This window comes from Streptomyces sp. NPDC040610 (genome assembly GCF_055594065.1).
On record NZ_JBVIXA010000008.1, the window covers coordinates 289029 to 305167 of the forward strand.

General features: G+C 73.1%; 16 protein-coding genes and 1 pseudogene. 10 read left to right on the forward strand and 7 right to left on the reverse strand.

The annotated features are described in order from the left end of the window. Positions 1–50: 50 nt before the first annotated feature. From mltG to ACZ6AA_RS27085, 9 genes are all read left to right on the forward strand, one after another. Positions 51–887, forward strand: coding sequence for an endolytic transglycosylase MltG (mltG, locus tag ACZ6AA_RS27045; protein ID WP_468455731.1), 837 nt, complete (start codon positions 51–53; stop codon positions 885–887). A gap of 179 nt (positions 888–1066) precedes the next feature. Next, complete coding sequence (locus ACZ6AA_RS27050; protein ID WP_471460457.1) at positions 1067–2413, forward strand: S8 family peptidase; 1347 nt, start codon at positions 1067–1069, stop codon at positions 2411–2413. Positions 2414–2903: 490 nt separating this feature from the next. After that, positions 2904–3809: a helix-turn-helix domain-containing protein gene (locus tag ACZ6AA_RS27055; protein ID WP_468482691.1), complete on the forward strand. Its 906-nt coding sequence runs from the start codon at positions 2904–2906 to the stop codon at positions 3807–3809. Continuing rightward, positions 3793–4656 carry a hypothetical protein gene (locus ACZ6AA_RS27060; protein WP_471460460.1) on the forward strand — a complete coding sequence of 288 codons (864 nt, stop codon included), beginning with the start codon at positions 3793–3795 and terminating at the stop codon, positions 4654–4656. The genes ACZ6AA_RS27055 and ACZ6AA_RS27060 overlap by 17 nt, the downstream gene beginning before the upstream one ends. Before the next feature lie 142 nt (positions 4657–4798). Beyond that, complete coding sequence (locus tag ACZ6AA_RS27065; protein WP_468455738.1) at positions 4799–6328, forward strand: MFS transporter; 1530 nt, start codon at positions 4799–4801, stop codon at positions 6326–6328. A 205-nt stretch (positions 6329–6533) separates the two neighbouring features. After that, positions 6534–6677, forward strand: coding sequence for a lasso RiPP family leader peptide-containing protein (locus tag ACZ6AA_RS27070; protein ID WP_468455740.1), 144 nt, complete (start codon positions 6534–6536; stop codon positions 6675–6677). 131 nt (positions 6678–6808) lie between these two features. Then, positions 6809–8782 carry an asparagine synthase-related protein gene (locus ACZ6AA_RS27075; RefSeq protein ID WP_471460466.1) on the forward strand — a complete coding sequence of 658 codons (1974 nt, stop codon included), beginning with the start codon at positions 6809–6811 and terminating at the stop codon, positions 8780–8782. A 237-nt stretch (positions 8783–9019) separates the two neighbouring features. After that, positions 9020–9283: a lasso peptide biosynthesis PqqD family chaperone gene (locus ACZ6AA_RS27080; RefSeq protein ID WP_468455744.1), complete on the forward strand. Its 264-nt coding sequence runs from the start codon at positions 9020–9022 to the stop codon at positions 9281–9283. Next, positions 9280–9717 carry a lasso peptide biosynthesis B2 protein gene (locus ACZ6AA_RS27085; protein ID WP_471460468.1) on the forward strand — a complete coding sequence of 146 codons (438 nt, stop codon included), beginning with the start codon at positions 9280–9282 and terminating at the stop codon, positions 9715–9717. The genes ACZ6AA_RS27080 and ACZ6AA_RS27085 overlap by 4 nt, the downstream gene beginning before the upstream one ends. Before the next feature lie 165 nt (positions 9718–9882). Here ACZ6AA_RS27085 and ACZ6AA_RS27090 read toward each other — a convergent pair whose 3' ends face one another. The 6 genes from ACZ6AA_RS27090 to ACZ6AA_RS27115 all read right to left on the reverse strand — a co-directional run bounded on the left by ACZ6AA_RS27090 (position 9883) and on the right by ACZ6AA_RS27115 (position 15418). Continuing rightward, positions 9883–10980 carry an NAD(P)-binding domain-containing protein gene (locus tag ACZ6AA_RS27090; protein ID WP_468482697.1) on the reverse strand — a complete coding sequence of 366 codons (1098 nt, stop codon included), beginning with the start codon at positions 10978–10980 and terminating at the stop codon, positions 9883–9885. Positions 10981–11033: 53 nt separating this feature from the next. Further along, entirely contained in the window at positions 11034–12242 is a 1209-nt protein-coding gene (locus ACZ6AA_RS27095) for an LLM class flavin-dependent oxidoreductase (RefSeq protein ID WP_468455749.1), read from the reverse strand. A 2-nt stretch (positions 12243–12244) separates the two neighbouring features. Further along, entirely contained in the window at positions 12245–13318 is a 1074-nt protein-coding gene (locus ACZ6AA_RS27100) for an ABC transporter substrate-binding protein (RefSeq protein ID WP_471460473.1), read from the reverse strand. A gap of 145 nt (positions 13319–13463) precedes the next feature. Then, on the reverse strand, positions 13464–14264 hold the full coding sequence (locus ACZ6AA_RS27105; RefSeq protein ID WP_471460477.1) for an ABC transporter ATP-binding protein: 801 nt from the start codon (positions 14262–14264) through the stop codon (positions 13464–13466). Then, a complete protein-coding gene (locus ACZ6AA_RS27110; protein WP_468455755.1) occupies positions 14237–15139 on the reverse strand; it encodes an ABC transporter permease in 903 nt (300 codons plus the stop codon). Before ACZ6AA_RS27110 ends, ACZ6AA_RS27105 begins: the two co-directional genes overlap by 28 nt. Before the next feature lie 177 nt (positions 15140–15316). Continuing rightward, complete coding sequence (locus tag ACZ6AA_RS27115; protein ID WP_468455757.1) at positions 15317–15418, reverse strand: putative leader peptide; 102 nt, start codon at positions 15416–15418, stop codon at positions 15317–15319. A gap of 114 nt (positions 15419–15532) precedes the next feature. Between ACZ6AA_RS27115 and ACZ6AA_RS27120 the strand changes: the two genes are divergently transcribed. Then, positions 15533–15955 (forward strand): secondary thiamine-phosphate synthase enzyme YjbQ, encoded by a 423-nt coding sequence (locus tag ACZ6AA_RS27120; RefSeq protein ID WP_471460480.1) that lies wholly within the window; start codon positions 15533–15535, stop codon positions 15953–15955. On the opposite strand, the pseudogene ACZ6AA_RS27125 reads toward ACZ6AA_RS27120, so the two are convergent. Further along, positions 15928–16134: pseudogene (locus ACZ6AA_RS27125) on the reverse strand (monooxygenase family protein); the annotation flags it as partial. The gene ACZ6AA_RS27120 and the pseudogene ACZ6AA_RS27125 sit on opposite strands and share 28 nt — an antisense overlap. Positions 16135–16139 lie beyond the last annotated feature (5 nt).

Consider the following 16139-nt stretch of genomic DNA (forward strand, 5'->3'; position numbering starts at 1 on the left):
TGCGCTCAGATATGCAGCAAATAAGAGGAATGTCGGGTTAGCGTGCCCGCATGCACAACACGACCCCCCGACGGGGCTTGAAGCGGGGCGCGATCCGGCTGACGCGCCGGGGCCGGATCGCCGCGATCGCGATCGGCACCGCGGCGGCGGCCACCGCCGTGGCGGTGCCGCTCCTGCTGCCCGAGGAAGAACCCCGGCCCAAGACGCTCACCATCCCCGAGGGCTGGCGCTCCGTCCAGGTGTACGAGGCCGTCGACAAGGCCCTTGACGTGCGGTCCGGCACGACGAAGCAGGCTGTGTCGAAGACCGACCTCAAGCTCCCGGGCGACGCCGGCGGCAACCCCGAGGGCTATCTCTTCCCCGCGACCTACCCCCTCAGCTCCCAGTCGACGCCCGCCTCCGTCCTGTCGTACATGGTCAACACGGCGAACAAGAAGTTCAGCGGCGGCCATGTCACCGCCGGGGCCGACCGGAACGCGGTGAACGTCTACCAGACCGTCACCATCGCGAGCATGGTCGAGGCCGAGGCGGACAACCCGGCGGACATGGGCAAGGTCGCCCGCGTCATCTACAACCGCCTCGATCGGGGCATGCCGCTCCAGATGGACTCGACCATCAACTACGCCCTGAACCGCTCCACCCTCAAGACCACCAACCGTGACACGAAGATCGGCAGCCCCTACAACACCTACGCCCGCATGGGCCTGCCGCCCACCCCCATCGCCAACCCCGGCGAGGCCGCCATGCGCGCCGCGACCAGCCCGCCCCAGGGGGACTGGCTGTACTTCGTGACGGTGAAGCCCGGAGACACGCGGTTCACCGCGAACTACGAGGAGCAGCAGCGCAACGTGGCGGAGTTCAACAGGAACGGGCAGCCGGCCGCCTGAGGAACAGCCTTGTGCCGTCCCGAGGCGGCGCGAGACGCTGGCGTGCGCTCCTCGCCGTACCGCGGGCACCCCTCGCGCCGCGCCGCACCAGAGGCACCGTACGCCCGGCGCGCGACCCGCAATGCACCGCACATGATCCGACCCATCCATGGTCCATGAAAGGTTCAGGTGCACCGCAGATGAGAACGTCCATACGTCGTCGCCCGGCAGCCCTGGTGCTGCCCGGCGTGCTGCTCGCCGCAGGTCTTCAACTCGGGTCCGGTCCCGCCGCCCAGGCCACGTCCGCCACCGAGGCCGCGCCCGCCGACCGGGCGGCCCCGGAAGGGAAGTTACGGCTGGCCGGTACCGGCGAGACCGCCGTGCCGGACAGCTGGATCGTCGTCCTGAGAGAGCCCGGGGGCACCGCGCCCGCCCCTGATTCCCCTTCCCCTTCCTCCTCGTCCACCACCGCCTCTGATGTGTCCGCGGTAGCGCGCGATCTCGTCGGGCGAGCCGAAGGGGCGCGCGTCGGGCATGTGTACCGGGCGGCGCTGCGCGGCTTCTCCGTGCGGATGAGCCACGCGCAGGCGGCCCGCACGGCCGCCGATCCCCGCGTCGCGTACATCCGCCAGGACACCCGCGTGCGGATCGCCGCGCCGCCGACACGCCCGGCACCGACGCACCTCGCGGCGACCGACGAGACGCAGCCCAACGCCCCCTGGGGCCTCGACCGCATCGACCAGCGCCGGCTCCCGCTGTCCACGACGTACACGTACCGGACCACGGCGCCGAACGTCAGCGTGTACGTGATCGACACCGGACTGCGCACCACGCACACGGAGTTCGGCGGCCGGGCCTCGGTCGGGATCGACACCGTGAACGACGGGCAGAACGGCAACGACTGCCACGGTCACGGTACGCACGTCGGCGGCGTCGCCGCGGGTGCCACCTACGGGGTGGCCAAACAGGCCAAGCTGGTGGCGGTCCGCGTCCTCAACTGCCAAGGGTCCGGCACGACGTCAGGGGTCGTCGCGGGAGTCGAGTGGGTGACGGCCAAGGCGGCGAGGCCCGCTGTGGCGAACATGAGCCTGGGCGGCGGGATCAGCGACGTCCTGGACCGCGCGGTGCGCAACTCCATCCGCTCGGGGGTCACTTACGCCGTCTCGGCGGGCAGTGCCGGACAGCCGGGCGGCGCCTGCTCCACCTCGCCCGCGCGGGTGCCCGAAGCGATCACCGTCGCCGGAAGCGACCGCTCCGACCGCGTGATGTCCTCGTCCAACACCGGCAAGTGCGTGTCGCTGTTCGCGCCCGGCGCGCAGATCCCCTCGGCCTGGAAGGACAGCGACACCGCCACGGCCACCCTCAGCGGCACGTCGATGGCCACCGCGCACGCCACCGGGGCCGCCGCGCTGCACCTCGGATTCCGGCCCGGGGACACCGCGGCGCAGGTGAAGCAGGGCCTGGTCGACAACGCCACCACCGGGGTGCTCCAGGGCCCCGCACCGGTCGCGCCCGACAAGCTCCTCTACACCCTGTATCTGCCCTAGCCGGTCCCTGAATCCGCCCCGAGCCACCCCCGCACGTACCCGGCACAACCCCTGTGGGCAGCTGGCCTGTCCGGCGGCGCCGTGCCGCCGGACAGGTCCGTGCGGGTACGAGTCGGCGGCTCCCGCCGCAGCGGCGCAGGGTGGCCGAGTGCGGTGGCCGAGGGCCGGTCAGAGGGGTCGCGCTGCTGACATCTGGTCAGTAACTGACCTCGCCGCGAACTGATTTGAGTCAGCATGAGTCACTGATTGTTCCCCGATCGCCAGTTTCAGTCGCCGACGCCGCGCGAAGGTTCCATGCTGGGCTCCCGGTTCCCGGCACGAGGGCGTCCACAGGCGTCCGAGGGGTCGGCTCCGGACTCGACGCATATCTCGAACGCATATCTCGAACGCATATGAGGAGCCTGATGCACGGGCGAGACAGGAAAGACCCAGGCGGCGGGCACGACGAGCTGGGCCCACCACCGGCCGGCCGGGGTGAGGAGGGCACCGGGTGACCGGCAAGCCCATGTCGCCCGAGGACACCCCGCGCAGCAAGCGGGGCCGCAAGCTCGGGCCGATCACGGCCGGGACGGGGCGTGCGCACCGCGCCTGGCTGGAGCCGCTGCGCGGGGCCTACCAGGCCAGCGGCCTGACCATCGGCCAGTTGGAACGCGAGACGGGCTGGTCCCGCTCGAAGATATCCGAGCTGCTGCGCGCCGCGGGACGCTACCCGCGCTGGGAGTTCACGCGCAGCCTGCTCACCGCGCTGCACTGGCCCGCCCCGTCGATGGCGGACATGCGCGCGCTCTGGGCCCTTGCCGCCCGCGAGGCCAACAAGCGAACCATCTGGATCAACAGCTGCCTGCAGGGGGACGGCCTGTCCGCCGACGACCGCCTTCCCGTGCACTTCTCCGCGTTCCAGGACCTCTACCGCGACGCCTACACCGGCTACGCGCACACGTTCCTGCGCCGCCGCGCCGAGGCGCGCCGCGCCGTCGACGACGTCTTCATCCTGCTGCTGTTCCTCTGGGACGAGGCGCTCGCCAGCGACAACCCGGAGCGGTTCGCCTGGCAGATCCTGCGCCAGACCGTCATGGAGCGCACCCCGCATCCCGACAACAGCCCCGCGCTGGTGGAAGCGGCCTTCGACACCCTCGCCCTGCGTACGGCCGCCGACCCCGTCGCGCAGATCGAGGAGTCGATGTTCCTCTTCGACGGGATGCGCAGGCTGCCGGCCGGGCAGCTCGACGTGATGGTGCTGCTGCATCTGCGCGGCCTGGACGAGACCGCTGTCGCCGCCGTCCTCGGCATTCCGCTCGCCGCGGTGCGCTCCACCGCCCGGCATGCCCGGCGCCACCTCGACGGCCGCCTCCGCACCGCCACCCAGGAGGGACACCCCGGTGACCGTAGCGATTGACGAACTGCTCGCCCGCGCCCGGCTCCTCGACGACACCGACACCCCGTACGACCATGTGCGCGCCGTCCGCCCCGGCGCCGCCCCCGCCCACGGGCGGCTCGCGGCCACCGGCGCCGGTGTGTGCGCCGCGGCCGGTCTCCCGCCGGGGTCGGTGCACGCCGTCATGCCGCAGGCGGGCCGGGGCAGGAAGGACGGCGTGGCCCGGGCCGCGGCGCGGGACCTGCAGAGCCTGTGCGAGGCCGTCGTGACCACCGCGGCGGTCACCTCGCTGAGCGACTTCCTCACCCAGGCGCTGCCGAAGCCGCCGGGCGCCCGGGTCCTCGGCTGCATCCTGCAGTTGAGCGGCGCTGAGGACTCGGCCCGGTTCTGGTGGCAGTACGCGGCGGGCGCGGGCGACACCGCCGCCTCGTACTGCCTCTATCTGCATCACCTCTCGCTCGGGGAGCGAGGTGAGGCGGCGTGGTGGCAGCAGCAGACGCCCAGCGCGGTGCTCCCGGCGCGGGCCGCGGACGAGCCGGGCGGCTGCCCGGAACCGGGCTTTCCGCTCAACCATCCGCCCGTGCGGACCGACCCGAGCGTGCCGACGACGCTGCGCGTCCTGAGCAGACTGAAGGTCTCCGAACGGGCGGCGGGTCTCGGGACCAGGCCCGCGGTCGTGGGCGCGGTCATGGACTATGTGGCGACCGCCGTCAGCTACGTCGACCCCGACATCGAACTCCCGCTGCCCGACGCCGACTTCACCGATCACATCCGCGTCCTGACGACCAGGTCCACGGGCGCCCCCCGCACGGCGTCGCGGCGCCGTCCGCTCGCCGTACGACGGCGGAGACGTTCGGAGAGCGCGTGACCGGAGCGGAGAAAAGGCGCATAGCGGGCATGTGGGTGATACTTGGACGGAATTTCCCTGACAGGTAGGTACGCAGAGGGCCTTTGGCCCGGTGCGCGGCGAGCGCACGGGGCCGGAGGGCCGCGAAGGGATGAGATGTCCCGTGGCCCGTGACCTGGACTCCTCGGGCCCCGCCGCGGTCGGCCGTGCGACGCCAGGGCGCGGCCGCTGGGCCGCGCTCGCCGTGCTGTGCGCCAGCCTGCTCCTGGTCGCGATGGACGCCACCATCCTCAATGTGGCGCTGCCGTCGCTGATCGACGACATGCGGCCCACCGCCGTCGAACAGCTGTGGATCATCGACATCTACGGTCTGGTCCTCGGCGGCCTGCTCGTCACCTCCGGCGCGGTCAGCGACCGCCTCGGCCGCAAACGCCTGTTCCTCACCGGCTTCGTGCTCTTCGGCCTCGCCTCGGTGGTGGCCGCGACCGCCGCGGACCCGTGGCAGCTCATCGCCGGACGCGTCCTGCTCGGCATCGGCGGCGCGATGGTCATGCCGTCGACGCTCTCGCTGATCCGCAACATCTTCACCGACCCGCGCGAGCGCACCCTCGCCATCGGCATCTGGGCGGCCGTCGCGGGCGCGGGGGCCGCCGTGGGCCCGCTGGTCGGCGGCCTGCTCGTCGAGAGTTCCGGCTGGTCGGCGGCGTTCTGGGTCAACGTCCCCGTCGTCGTGGTGACCGTGGTCGCCGGTGTGCGGCTCCTGCCCGAGTTCCGCAGCGGCGCGAAGGGCCCGCTGGACTGGCCCGGGGCCGCGCTCTCCGTCGTGGGCGTGATCGCGCTCGCGTGGGGCATCAAGCACGTCGCCAAGGGCAGCCTCGCCGTCGGTGACCTCGCGATCCTGGCCCTCGGCGTGGTGCTCCTCGTGGTGTTCGCCCGCAGACAGCTCACGCGCGACGACCCGCTGCTCGACGTCCGGCTCTTCACCGACCGCGCGTTCACCGCGGCCGCGCTCGCCACGTTCCTCGCGATGCTCGCCATCGGCGCGGCGCTCTTCCTGATGTCGCTGTGGCTCCAGTACGTCCACGGATACTCGCCGTTCGGCGCGGGCCTGCGGACGCTGCCCGCCGCAGGTGCGATGCTCGCGGGGTCGCTGCTCTCGCCCTTGCTGATGGAGCGGTTCGGGGTACGTGCCGTGATGGCCCTGGGGCTCGGCGGGCTGATCGCCGGGTTCCTGCTGCTCGCCCTGTCGGCGGAGCCGACCCCGTACGGCGTCGTGGCGGTCGTGTTCGTCGCGCTCGGCCTCGGCGACGGGCTCGCCATCACCGCGGCCGCTTCCGTCCTGGTGTCCACGGTGCCCGCGGCACGGGCCGGACAGGCCGGTGCCGTCTCGGAGACCTCGTACGAACTCGGCATCGGCCTCGGTGTCGCTCTGCTCGGCTCCATCCACGGCTCTGTGTACGCCGCCCACATGGAGGGCCGGACGGCGCAGGCCCGGGAGTCCGTCGGCGGGGCCGTGGAGGCCGCGGACCGTCTGGGCGGCGCGGCGGGGGAGCGGCTCATGGACGCGGCCAGGGCGGCGTTCGAGTCCGCGCTGACGACCACGGCGTACGTCAGCGCCGGGATCGTGACCGCCGTCGCGCTGCTCGTCGTGTGGCTGGTGCCGCGCGGGCTGCGGGCCGGCGGCGGCCACTGAATCCGGGATTCCGGGCGGGAGCCGAGGGGCGGCTCCCAGCGGCTCCTCGTGATCTCGATGCGTCTGTGGCGCAAGTGGCGGTGTAGACGCCTGAGTTGGGGGGTAGTCCGCTTTCCGGCAAGCAGTTCGAATACTTGCCGCGCGTCACCCGGGGCCCTCGGACCGAGGGCTCCTTCATCTGTCAGGGCACCTCACAGGAGGAACCATGGAAGACAAGACGGGTATCGACGAGCGCGACCAGGCCGCCAGCTATGAGCCCCCGGCTCTCATCGCCGTCGGCGACTTCTCGGAGGACACGCTGGGCTTCGGCAACCGGTACACCGACGTCCTCGGCGAGCAGGGCTGGTGACCAATCGTTCCGGAGCCTGACGCCAGACATGTGTGGTGCGGGTCCCCTTCCCAGGGCGAACCTCGTGCGCGAGGCAGGCCCCTTTTTGAGATCGATGGTCATGAGCTCGATGAGAACTGAGGCCGTGTGACATGAGTGCCGGTTTCGTCGTCCTTCCGGATACGCCGGGTACGCCGCCGCTCGACGACGCGTACCCCTTCGCGGCGCCCCGGCTGGTCCCCCACCCGTCAGGCCGTCTGTGGCTGGTGGGGAGCTGGGAGCCGGACGAGGTCCGGCAGGTGACGGTGGGGCCGGTACGGGTGGTGGTGATCGGGCGCTGCCCGGTCACCGCCACCCACCTGGAGCGGCTGTGCCGACGGCTGCGCACGCTGGCCGATGTCGACGCCCTGGCACGGCAGTTGCCGGGCAGTTTCCACCTGGTGGCCGCCGCCGGGAACGCCACCCGGGTGCAGGGGAGCGTCACCGGACTGCGGCAGGTGTTCCACGCGCGCCTCGACGGCGGGATCCCCGTCGCCGCCGACCGGGCCGACGCGCTCGGGGCGCTCACCGGCGCCGGGATCGACGAGCACACCCTCGCCCTGCGCGTCGTCTGCGGCGGCATGCTGCCGCCCCCGCTCTCCGACCGCAGCGCGTGGACCGGCGTGTCCACGGTGCCGCCCGACCACTGCCTCATCCTCGAACCCGACCGTGCTCGCGAGCGCCGCTGGTGGTCGCCGCCCAGCCCCGAACTCGGCCTGGAGGAGGGCGCGTCGGCGGTGCGGGAGGCGTTGGTCGCTGCGGTGGAGGGGTTGAGCGGGGCGGGGCAGGGCGGTGGAGGCACGGGCGGGGTGGCCACGGCTTCGTACGACGAAAGCAGTTCGAGCGCCGAGAGTGGTCCGGGCTCCGAGAGTGGTCCGGGTGCGGCGAGCCGTTTGAGCGCCGACACCGGCCGTAGCGCCGCAGGCAGGCTCGGCGTCGGCACCGGCCTCAGCGCCGACATGTCCGGCGGCATGGACTCCACCTCCCTCGCCTTCCTCGCCGCGCGGCACACCCCCGACCTGCTCACCTTCCGCTGGGCCGAGGCCGAGGCGGGCAACGACGACGCCCGCTTCGCCGCGCTCGCCGCGGCCGAACTGCCCGGCGCGCGCCACCTCGTGGTGGCCCAGGGCGACCTGCCGTCGATCTTCACCGATCCGGCCGCGCTCGCCGACACCGAACGGCCGTACCTCTACACCCGCACCCAGGCCCGCATGCGGCACACCGCCGCCGTCCTCGCCGAGCACGGATCCCGGCGGCACGTGGCCGGGCACGGCGCCGATGAACTCTTCGGCCGCATGCCCGGCTATCTGCACCGCCTCGCGCGCCGCCACCCCCTCACCCTGATCCGGCACCTGCGCGGCAGCCGAGCGCTCGGCCGCTGGCCGCTGTGGGGCTGTCTGACCCAGCTCGCCCGCGCCGAGAGCGTCTCCCAGTGGTGGCGCTCCCAGGCCGACGGCCTCACCGCACCGCCCCCGCCCGCCCGGCTGCCGTGCATCGGCTGGGGCCTCGCACCGCTGCGCGCGCCCGCCTGGGCCACGGACGCCGCGATCGAGGCCGCCCGGGCCGCCCTGCGCGCCACCGCCGAGCACGCCCGCCCCCTCGCCGAGGACCGGGGCCCGCACCAGAACCTCGCCGCCCTGCGGATCACGTCACCGGCCTACCGCCAGGTGTCCCGCCTGTTCGCCGCCGAGGGCGTCCGCCTCGAACAGCCCTTCCTCGACGACCGGGTCGTCGAGGCGGTCCTGGCCGTTCGCCCGCACGAACGCACCACGCCGTGGCAGTACAAGCCGCTGCTCGCCCGGTCCATGCGCGGGCTCGTCCCGGACACGATCCTGGACCGGACGACGAAGGGCGACTTCAGCGCCGACCTGCGGGCCGGTCGCCAGGCCAACCTCGCCGCGATCATCGACGTGTTCTCGTCCGGCAGCGTCCTCGTCGACCTCGGACTCATCGATGCCGACGCGGTGCGCGCCTACCTGCTGGCCCCGCAGGCCGACTCCTCCCGGGACATCGCCGTGGAGCAGCTCCTCGGCTGCGAGACCTGGGCCCGCGCCGCCCGCAGCCCCCTTCCGCTCGGGAGCCCGTGACGACCGCGACCGGGGGTTCGCCGCCCCCCTGACCGCGAGGCGTCGACCCCGCCGACGGCGAGGCCCCGATGCCCCTGACCGCAGGGAGGCACCGCGCCCCGACCGCTGCGAGGCCCCGACACCCCCGACCGCCGTGAGGCAGCGTCCCACCCGACCGCAGCGAGGCGCCGCCCCCTGACCGCCGCGAGGCACCGCCCCCGACCGACAGACCCCGACGACCGTGACCGGGAGACCCCGATGACCCTGACCCTGCACCCCGACGTCTCCCTGGCCGAGACCGACGACGGCGCCGTCCTGCTCCACCAGCGCACCGGCCGCTACTGGCAGCTCAACCCCACCGGCGTCCTGGTCCTCAGGAACCTGCTCGACGGCCGCACCCACGACCAGGCCGCCCAGGAGCTGACCACCCGCCACCGCGCCGCCCCCGACGCCGCGCACCGCGACGTGTCCCGCCTCGTCGAGGCGCTGCGCGAGGCCCGCCTCGTCGTGGAGTCGCGATGAGCGCCCCCGTCGCCCTGTCCACGAGGGACCGGCTTCCGCTGCACCGCAGGCTGCTGCCGCTGCTCGCCGTCGCGGTGGCCCGGATGCTCGCGGGCACCCGCCCCGCCCGGGTGCGCGCGGTCCTGGAGTTCCTGCGCCGCGGGGCCCGGCCCGCCACCGCCGAGCAGGCCCGCGCGGTGCGCCGCGACATCGTGTCCGTGAGCCTGCGCTGCGCGGGCCAGGCCTGTCTCCAGCGGTCCATCGCGACGGCCCTGCTGTGCCGGAGCCGGGGGGTGTGGCCGACGTGGTGCACGGGGGTGCGGACCAGCCCGTTCCAGGCGCACGCGTGGGTGGAGGTCGCGGGGGAGCCGGTGGGGGAGCCGCATCCGGCGGGGCACTATCGGACGCTGTTGGCGATCCCGCCGGTCGAGTCGGCGCGGAGCGAGAACGCCTGACGGTACGTCATGCGTCAACTCGCCGGAGCCTGAGGGCGTCTCACGGGACGGAACCGTCAAGTCGCCCGACGGCCGGTCGGCCTCGCGGAAAGCCCCGCCTGCCCTGCCTGGCGGGTAGCCCACCCCGCCCTGCCTGGCGGAAAGCCCACCCCACCCGCCAGCACCTCACACGACAGCAGGCTCCCCCTCCAGCAGCCGCACGATCTCCCGCACCGCCGCCCGCCCCGCCCGGTTGGCGCCGATCGTGCTGGCCGAAGGCCCGTACCCGACCAGGTGCACGCGCGGGTCGGCCGCCGCGCGCGTGCCGTCCATGCGGACCCCGCCGCCCGGCTCGCGAAGCCGCAGCGGAGCCAGATGCTCGATCGCCGCGCGGAAGCCGGTCGCCCAGAGGATGACGTCGGCCTCGACGTGCCGTCCGTCGTCCCACTCGACGCCGGTCGGGGTGATCCGGTCGAACATCGGGAGGCGGTCCAGGACGCCGTCCTCGCGTGCCTTGCGCACCGCGTCGTTGACGGGGAGTCCGGTGACCGACACCACGCTGAGCGGCGGCAGCCCCTGCCGCACCCGCTCCTCGACCATCGCGACGGCGGCCCGGCCCCGCTCCTCGTCGAAGGGCCCCTCGGCGAAGACGGGCGGGCGCCGCGTCACCCACCAGGTCTCGGCCGCGTACGGCGCGATCTCCATCAGGTGCTGGGTGCCGGACGCGCCGCCGCCCACGACGATCACCCGCTGGTCGCGGAAGGCCTCCGGGCCCGGGTAGATCGCGGTGTGCAGCTGCCGGCCCCGGAAGGTGTCCTGACCCGGATAGCGCGGCCAGAAGGGCCGGTCCCAGGTGCCCGTCGCGTTGATCAGCGCCCGGGTCGACCAGACGCCCGCCGAGGTCTCGACGAGCAGCCGCCCGTCGGTGCCCTCGCTGACGCGGTGCACGTCGACGGGGCGGCGTACGCGCAGGTCGAAGCGCTGCTCGTACCGCTCGAAGTACTCCCCGATCACCTCCGAGGAGGGCCGCTCGGGGTCCGCGCCCGTCAGCTCCATGCCCGGCAGCGCGTGCATCCCGTGCACCTTGCCGTACGTCAGTGACGGCCACCGGAACTGCCACGCGCCGCCCGGCCTGGGCGCGTGGTCGAGGACGACGAAGTCCCGCTCCGGCTCGAACCCCCTGCGCCGCAGGTGATAGGCGCTGGACAGACCCGCCTGACCTGCGCCTGTCACCACGACGTCCACGTCGGTGACGCCCGCGTCTCGTACCCCGATGTCGTTCACGCTTCTACTAACTACGGCAGGAGCCGAGATCTTCCCCGGGCCCGCGGGCGTGCTCAGCGCCCCCCGGCCACCAACAGCGGCGCGCCGCCCGGAGCGGACGCGGGCCGCCCGTTCGCCGCCGGGACGCCGGTCAGCGGCGAGGCCGGGATGCGGGGGAGCAGCCCGCGCGCGGCGAGGTCGGGGAGCACGCCCTCGCCGAACCAGTACGCCTCCTCCAGATGCGGATAGCCGGAGAGCACGAAGTGCTCGATGCCGAGCGCGTGGTACTCCTCGATCCGGTCGGCCACCTCGGCGTGGCTGCCCACGAGCGCGGTGCCCGCGCCGCCGCGCACCAGGCCGACGCCCGCCCACAGGTTGGGCGAGATCTCCAGGTCGTCGCGGGAGCCGCCGTGCAGCGCGAGCATCCGCTGCTGGCCCACCGACTCGCTGCGGCCGAGCGCCTCCTGGGCGGCGGCGACAGTGTCAGGATCGAGGTCGTCGAGCAGCCGTGCCGCGGTGGCCCAGGCCTCCGCGGAGGAGTCGCGGGAGATGGTGTGCAGCCGGATCCCGAAGCGCACGGTGCGCCCCTCGGCCTCGGCGAGCCCCCGGATCCAGTCGATCTTCCGCTTCACCTGCTCGGGCGGCTCGCCCCAGGTGAGGTACACATCGCTGTGCCGGGCGGCGACCGGGCCGGCGGCGGCCGACGAACCGCCGAAGAAGATCTCCGGCAGGGGGTCCGGCGGCAGCGCGGTGAGACCGCCCTCGACGTGGTAGTGCTCGCCCTCGAAGTCGTAGGGACGGCCGCTCCACACGCCGCGCACCACCGAGAGGAACTCGTCGGTGCGGGCGTAGCGGCGGTCGTGGTCCAAGTGGTCGCCGAAGCGCCGCTGTTCGGTGGAGTCCCCGCCCGTCACGACGTTCAGGAGCAGCCTGCCGCGGGTGATGCGCTGGTATGTCGCCGCCATCTGCGCCGCGAGGACCGGCGAGATCACCCCGGGCCGGAACGCCACCAGGAACTTCAGGCGTTCGGTGTGCTGGGCGAGCGCCACGGTGGTGAGCCAGGCGTCCTCGCACCAGGTGCCCGTCGGCGTGAGCACGGCCTCGAAGCCCAACTGCTCGGCGGCCTTGGCGATCTGGGCCAGATACTCGATGTCGGGGGCGCGCACGCCGGAGACCGGGGTGACGCGGGAGCGGGTGATGCCGCCGTCGGTGTAGGCGTGCCGGTCGACGAGGGTGCGGCCGTCGCCGCCGGTCGGCAGGAACCAGTGGAGGTGCACGGTCATGCTCAGGACTCCTTGTACGTACGGGGCGCGGTGGTGGAGGGCGGCAGCGAGCCGTTGAACCGGGTGTCCGTGAAGTCGCCGAAGTCGACCCGGCGCGGGATGAGCTTGAGCTCGGCGAAGGCGTCGACGATCTCCTGCTCGGAGTCGACGACGTTCTGGTCGACGGCGACGAACACGCGGGTGCCGTGGGTGCGTTTGACGGCGTCGAGCGCCACCTCGTACGGCAGCCCGGTGTCCTTCGCCCACACCTTCGCCCACGCCCCGGGGTGCTTGAAGACCCAGTCCTGGGCCTTGCGCAGCCGCTTCAGATAGTCGGCGACGGCCGCGGACTTCTTCTTGTCCTTCAGCGCGTCGGGCGCGGCCACCTGGAAGCCGAGCCCGTTGACGACCCCCTCGCCGTCGGTGAGCACCCGGGCCTTCCCGCCGCGCAGCACCTGCGAGGTGTACGGGTCCCACACCGCCCACGCGTCCACCTTGCCGCCGCTGAACGCCGCGAGCGCGTCGGCGGGTTGCAGATACTTGACGTCGACGTCCTTGAGCGTGAGCCCCGCCTTCTTGAGCGAGGCGAGGAGTTGGTAGTGCGCGGACGAACCCTGCGCCACGGCCACGGACTTGCCCTTGAGGTCCGCGGTGTCGCGCAGCTCGGAGTCCTTCGGTACGGCGATCACCTCGCCGTGCGCGGTGCCGTGCGTCGCCGCGATCACGGAGACCTTCGAGCCCGCGCCCGCGGCGAACACCGGCGGGGTGTTGCCGACCGCGCCGACGTCGACGGCCTTGGCGTTCACGGCCTCCAGGAGCGGCGGACCGGACGTGAACGTCGACCACTTGATCTTGTACGGGAGGTCGTCGAGCTCCCCGGCGGCGCGCAGCACGGCCTCCGAACCGCCTTTCTGGTCACCGACGTTGAGGGTGAGCGACCCCTTGCCGTCGGTGTTGCCGCCGCCGAGGCCCCCGCTGGAGGTGTTGGCGGAGGAGGAACCGGCGCAGGCGCTGAGCGCCAGGGCCAGAGGGAGGAGCAGGAGAGGAGCGAGATGCCGGAGGCGGCGTGCGGGCGGGGAGTGCGGTGGGCGTGGCATGGGCGGGGGTCCGTTCTACGAGGTCGGGGGGAGGAGGCGGGGGTGTCGGCGGCCGGGAGGATGCGGCGGCGGAGGTGGTCGCGGGGGCGGTCGGGGAGGATGCGGCGGCGGACATGGCCGCGGGGGGCGGTCGGGGAGGGGGTGGCTAGGAGGTGGTCGCGGCGGCGGTCGGGGAGGAGGCGGTCTGGGCGGCGGCGGTGCTCGGGGCCTCGACGCCGAGGCGTTCCAGGAGCCCGGTGCGCAGGGCGGCGAAGCGGGGGTCGGCGATGTCGCGCGGGCGCGGCAGATCGATCCGCTGCTCGTGCGCGATGACGCCCTCGTCCATGACCAGGACCCGGTCGGCGAGCAGCACCGCCTCCTCCACGTCGTGGGTGACGAGCAGGACGGCGCAGCCGCGGCGCTGCCACAGCTCGTCGACCAGACGCTGCGCCTTGACCCGGGTCAGCGCGTCGAGCGCGCCGAACGGCTCGTCGAGGAGCAGCAGATCCGGCTCCCGCACCAGCGCGCGGGCCAGCGAGGCGCGCTGGGCCTCGCCGCCGGACAGCGTCTTGGGCCAGGCGTGCGACCGACGGCTGAGCCCCACCTCATCCAACGCCCTTTCCGCCACCGCCCGTTCGGGCTTTCCGGGGAGGCCGAGGAGGACGTTGCGCCACACCCGCTTCCAGGGCATGAGGCGCGGCGCCTGGAACGCGACGGCCTTGCGGCGCGGCACGAGCACGGTGCCCTCGATGTCACGGTCGAGGCCCGCGAGGATCCGCAGGAGAGTGGACTTGCCGCAGCCGCTGCGTCCGAGCAGGGCCACGAACTCCCCGGCCTGGACGTCGAGTCGGAGCCGGTCGATGACGGCGCGCCCGTCGAAGGCGCGAGTGAGGCCGTCCACGCGGACGACGGTGGCGTCGGCCCGGCGGGAGGGGCCGATCACCGGCCGGTGAACGTCGGTCGCCATTGCAGCAGCAGCCTTTCGAGAGTGCGGACCACGAAGTCGGCGAGCAGGCCGAGGAAGGCGTACACGATCAGGCAGACGACGATCACGTCGGTCCGCAGGAAGTCCCGGGCCTGGACCATCAGGAAGCCGATGCCGGAGTCGGCGTTGATCTGTTCGGCGAAGACGAGGGCGAGCCAGGCGATGCCGAGGGAGTAGCGCAGGCCCGTCATGGCGCCGGGCAGGGCGCCGGGGAGGATCACATGCCGTACGAGGCCCCACCGCGAAAGGCCCAACGACTCACCGGCCTCGATCAGTTGGGAGTCGACGCCACGGATCCCGGCGTACACGTTGAGGTACAGCGGAAACGAGACGCCGAGCGTGATGATGGCGATCTTGGGTGTCTCGCCGATGCCGAACCAGATGATGAACAGCGGGATGAGCCCGACGAACGGCACGGTCCGCAGCATCTGCACGCTGGCGTCGACCAGGTCCTCGCCGATGCGGAAGAGGCCGGAGACGAGTGCGAGGCCGGTGCCCACGAGGGTGCCGAGCAGCAGCCCGACCGCGACCCGCTGGAGCGACACGCTCATCGCGGAGGTCAGCGAGCCGTCCTCGATCAGATCCCCGGCGACCCGGGCGATGGTCCCGGGGGAGGCGAGCACATCACTGCTCAACACCCCCGTGGCGCTGAGGAGTTGCCACAGGGCGAGCAGCAGTACGGGTCCGGTGGTGCGGCGGAGCCAGCGAGGGACGCGGGTGCGGCGGGCGGAGGAGGGGACGAGCGCGACGAGATCGGGCGGAGCCGCCGCGGGCTCGGCCTCGACCGCCTCTTTCTCGGGTTTTCCTGAAATGTCGGGTGCCGGGACGGATGAGGGCGGGGCATGGCTGATGCTCATGGCGCTCCAGGGCGGGGGAGTTCGGCGCGGGCGAGGACTCCGGCACGGGGAGGAGAAGCGGGCCCGTACGGCCGCAGGGGAGCGTCCCTCAGGGCCGGGCGGGCTCAAAGGGGACGGCTGGGGCCGGGCAGGACCGCGGAGAGGGCGGGGAAGCCGGAGAGCGGAGAAGGGAAGGCGTCAGCGGCCGCGACGACACGCGGCGGAAGCCACTCGCAGCAGGTCGATGTGACCGCGCGAAGTGAGCAGAGCTGAACGCGACATGCGCCAGAACGTAGCCATCCGCTCCGGTAACGGTCAACGATGTCTCGCAGAATGGACACCACGTATCACGGACTGGAAGAACGCCCGGTGTGCCGACTCGCCGGACAGTCGGACTGGGGGAGGATGGGAAGCATGTCCGATGCCTTCACCACCCGCATTCTGAACGTCGCGACCGGCTCGGCGGAGACCGTCGTCGACCTCACCCGCCAGTGCGAGAGCTTTCTGAGCGAGGCGGCCCGCGGCCGCGACGGCCTGCTCAATGTGTTCGTCCCGCACGCCACGGCCGGTGTCGCTGTCCTGGAGACCGGCGCGGGCAGCGACGCCGACCTCATCGCCGCGCTGCACACGCTCCTCCCGGCCGACGACCGCTGGCAGCACCGCCACGGCAGCCCCGGCCACGGCCGCGACCACGTCCTGCCCGCCCTGGTCGCCCCGCACGCGACGCTGCCCGTGATCGGCGGGTCCCTGGAGCTCGGGACGTGGCAGTCGGTGTGCCTGGTCGACACCAACAAGGACAACCCGAACCGTCAGGTGCGGTTGAGCTTCCTGGGCTGATCCGCCCGGTGCGCGAACCGCTGCGCCGCCCGCCGCCCCCGGCGTTCCACGGGCAGGCTCCCGGTGGCCGCCGCGAGGCCGAAGGGTGGCATGTCGAAGTAGATGGACTCGTACGAGCCCTCGGGGGCGATGTACGTCTCGTGCCACAGGCCGACGTGCCCGCGCAGCCTGCCCGCGCGGACTT

Bases quoted from the DNA above. Each gene is read 5' to 3' on its own strand.
- ACZ6AA_RS27050 (WP_471460457.1), top strand. From the start codon at position 1,067: ATGAGAACGTCCATACGTCGTCGCCCGGCAGCCCTGGTGCTGCCCGGC.
- ACZ6AA_RS27085 (WP_471460468.1), top strand. From the start codon at position 9,280: ATGAGCGCCCCCGTCGCCCTGTCCACGAGGGACCGGCTTCCGCTGCAC.
- ACZ6AA_RS27080 (WP_468455744.1), top strand. From the start codon at position 9,020: ATGACCCTGACCCTGCACCCCGACGTCTCCCTGGCCGAGACCGACGAC.
- mltG (WP_468455731.1), top strand. From the start codon at position 51: ATGCACAACACGACCCCCCGACGGGGCTTGAAGCGGGGCGCGATCCGG.
- ACZ6AA_RS27110 (WP_468455755.1), bottom strand. From the start codon at position 15,139: ATGAGCATCAGCCATGCCCCGCCCTCATCCGTCCCGGCACCCGACATT.
- ACZ6AA_RS27075 (WP_471460466.1), top strand. From the start codon at position 6,809: ATGAGTGCCGGTTTCGTCGTCCTTCCGGATACGCCGGGTACGCCGCCG.
- ACZ6AA_RS27070 (WP_468455740.1), top strand. From the start codon at position 6,534: ATGGAAGACAAGACGGGTATCGACGAGCGCGACCAGGCCGCCAGCTAT.
- ACZ6AA_RS27100 (WP_471460473.1), bottom strand. From the start codon at position 13,318: ATGCCACGCCCACCGCACTCCCCGCCCGCACGCCGCCTCCGGCATCTC.
- ACZ6AA_RS27115 (WP_468455757.1), bottom strand. From the start codon at position 15,418: ATGGCTACGTTCTGGCGCATGTCGCGTTCAGCTCTGCTCACTTCGCGC.
- ACZ6AA_RS27095 (WP_468455749.1), bottom strand. From the start codon at position 12,242: ATGACCGTGCACCTCCACTGGTTCCTGCCGACCGGCGGCGACGGCCGC.
- ACZ6AA_RS27105 (WP_471460477.1), bottom strand. From the start codon at position 14,264: ATGGCGACCGACGTTCACCGGCCGGTGATCGGCCCCTCCCGCCGGGCC.
- ACZ6AA_RS27120 (WP_471460480.1), top strand. From the start codon at position 15,533: ATGTCCGATGCCTTCACCACCCGCATTCTGAACGTCGCGACCGGCTCG.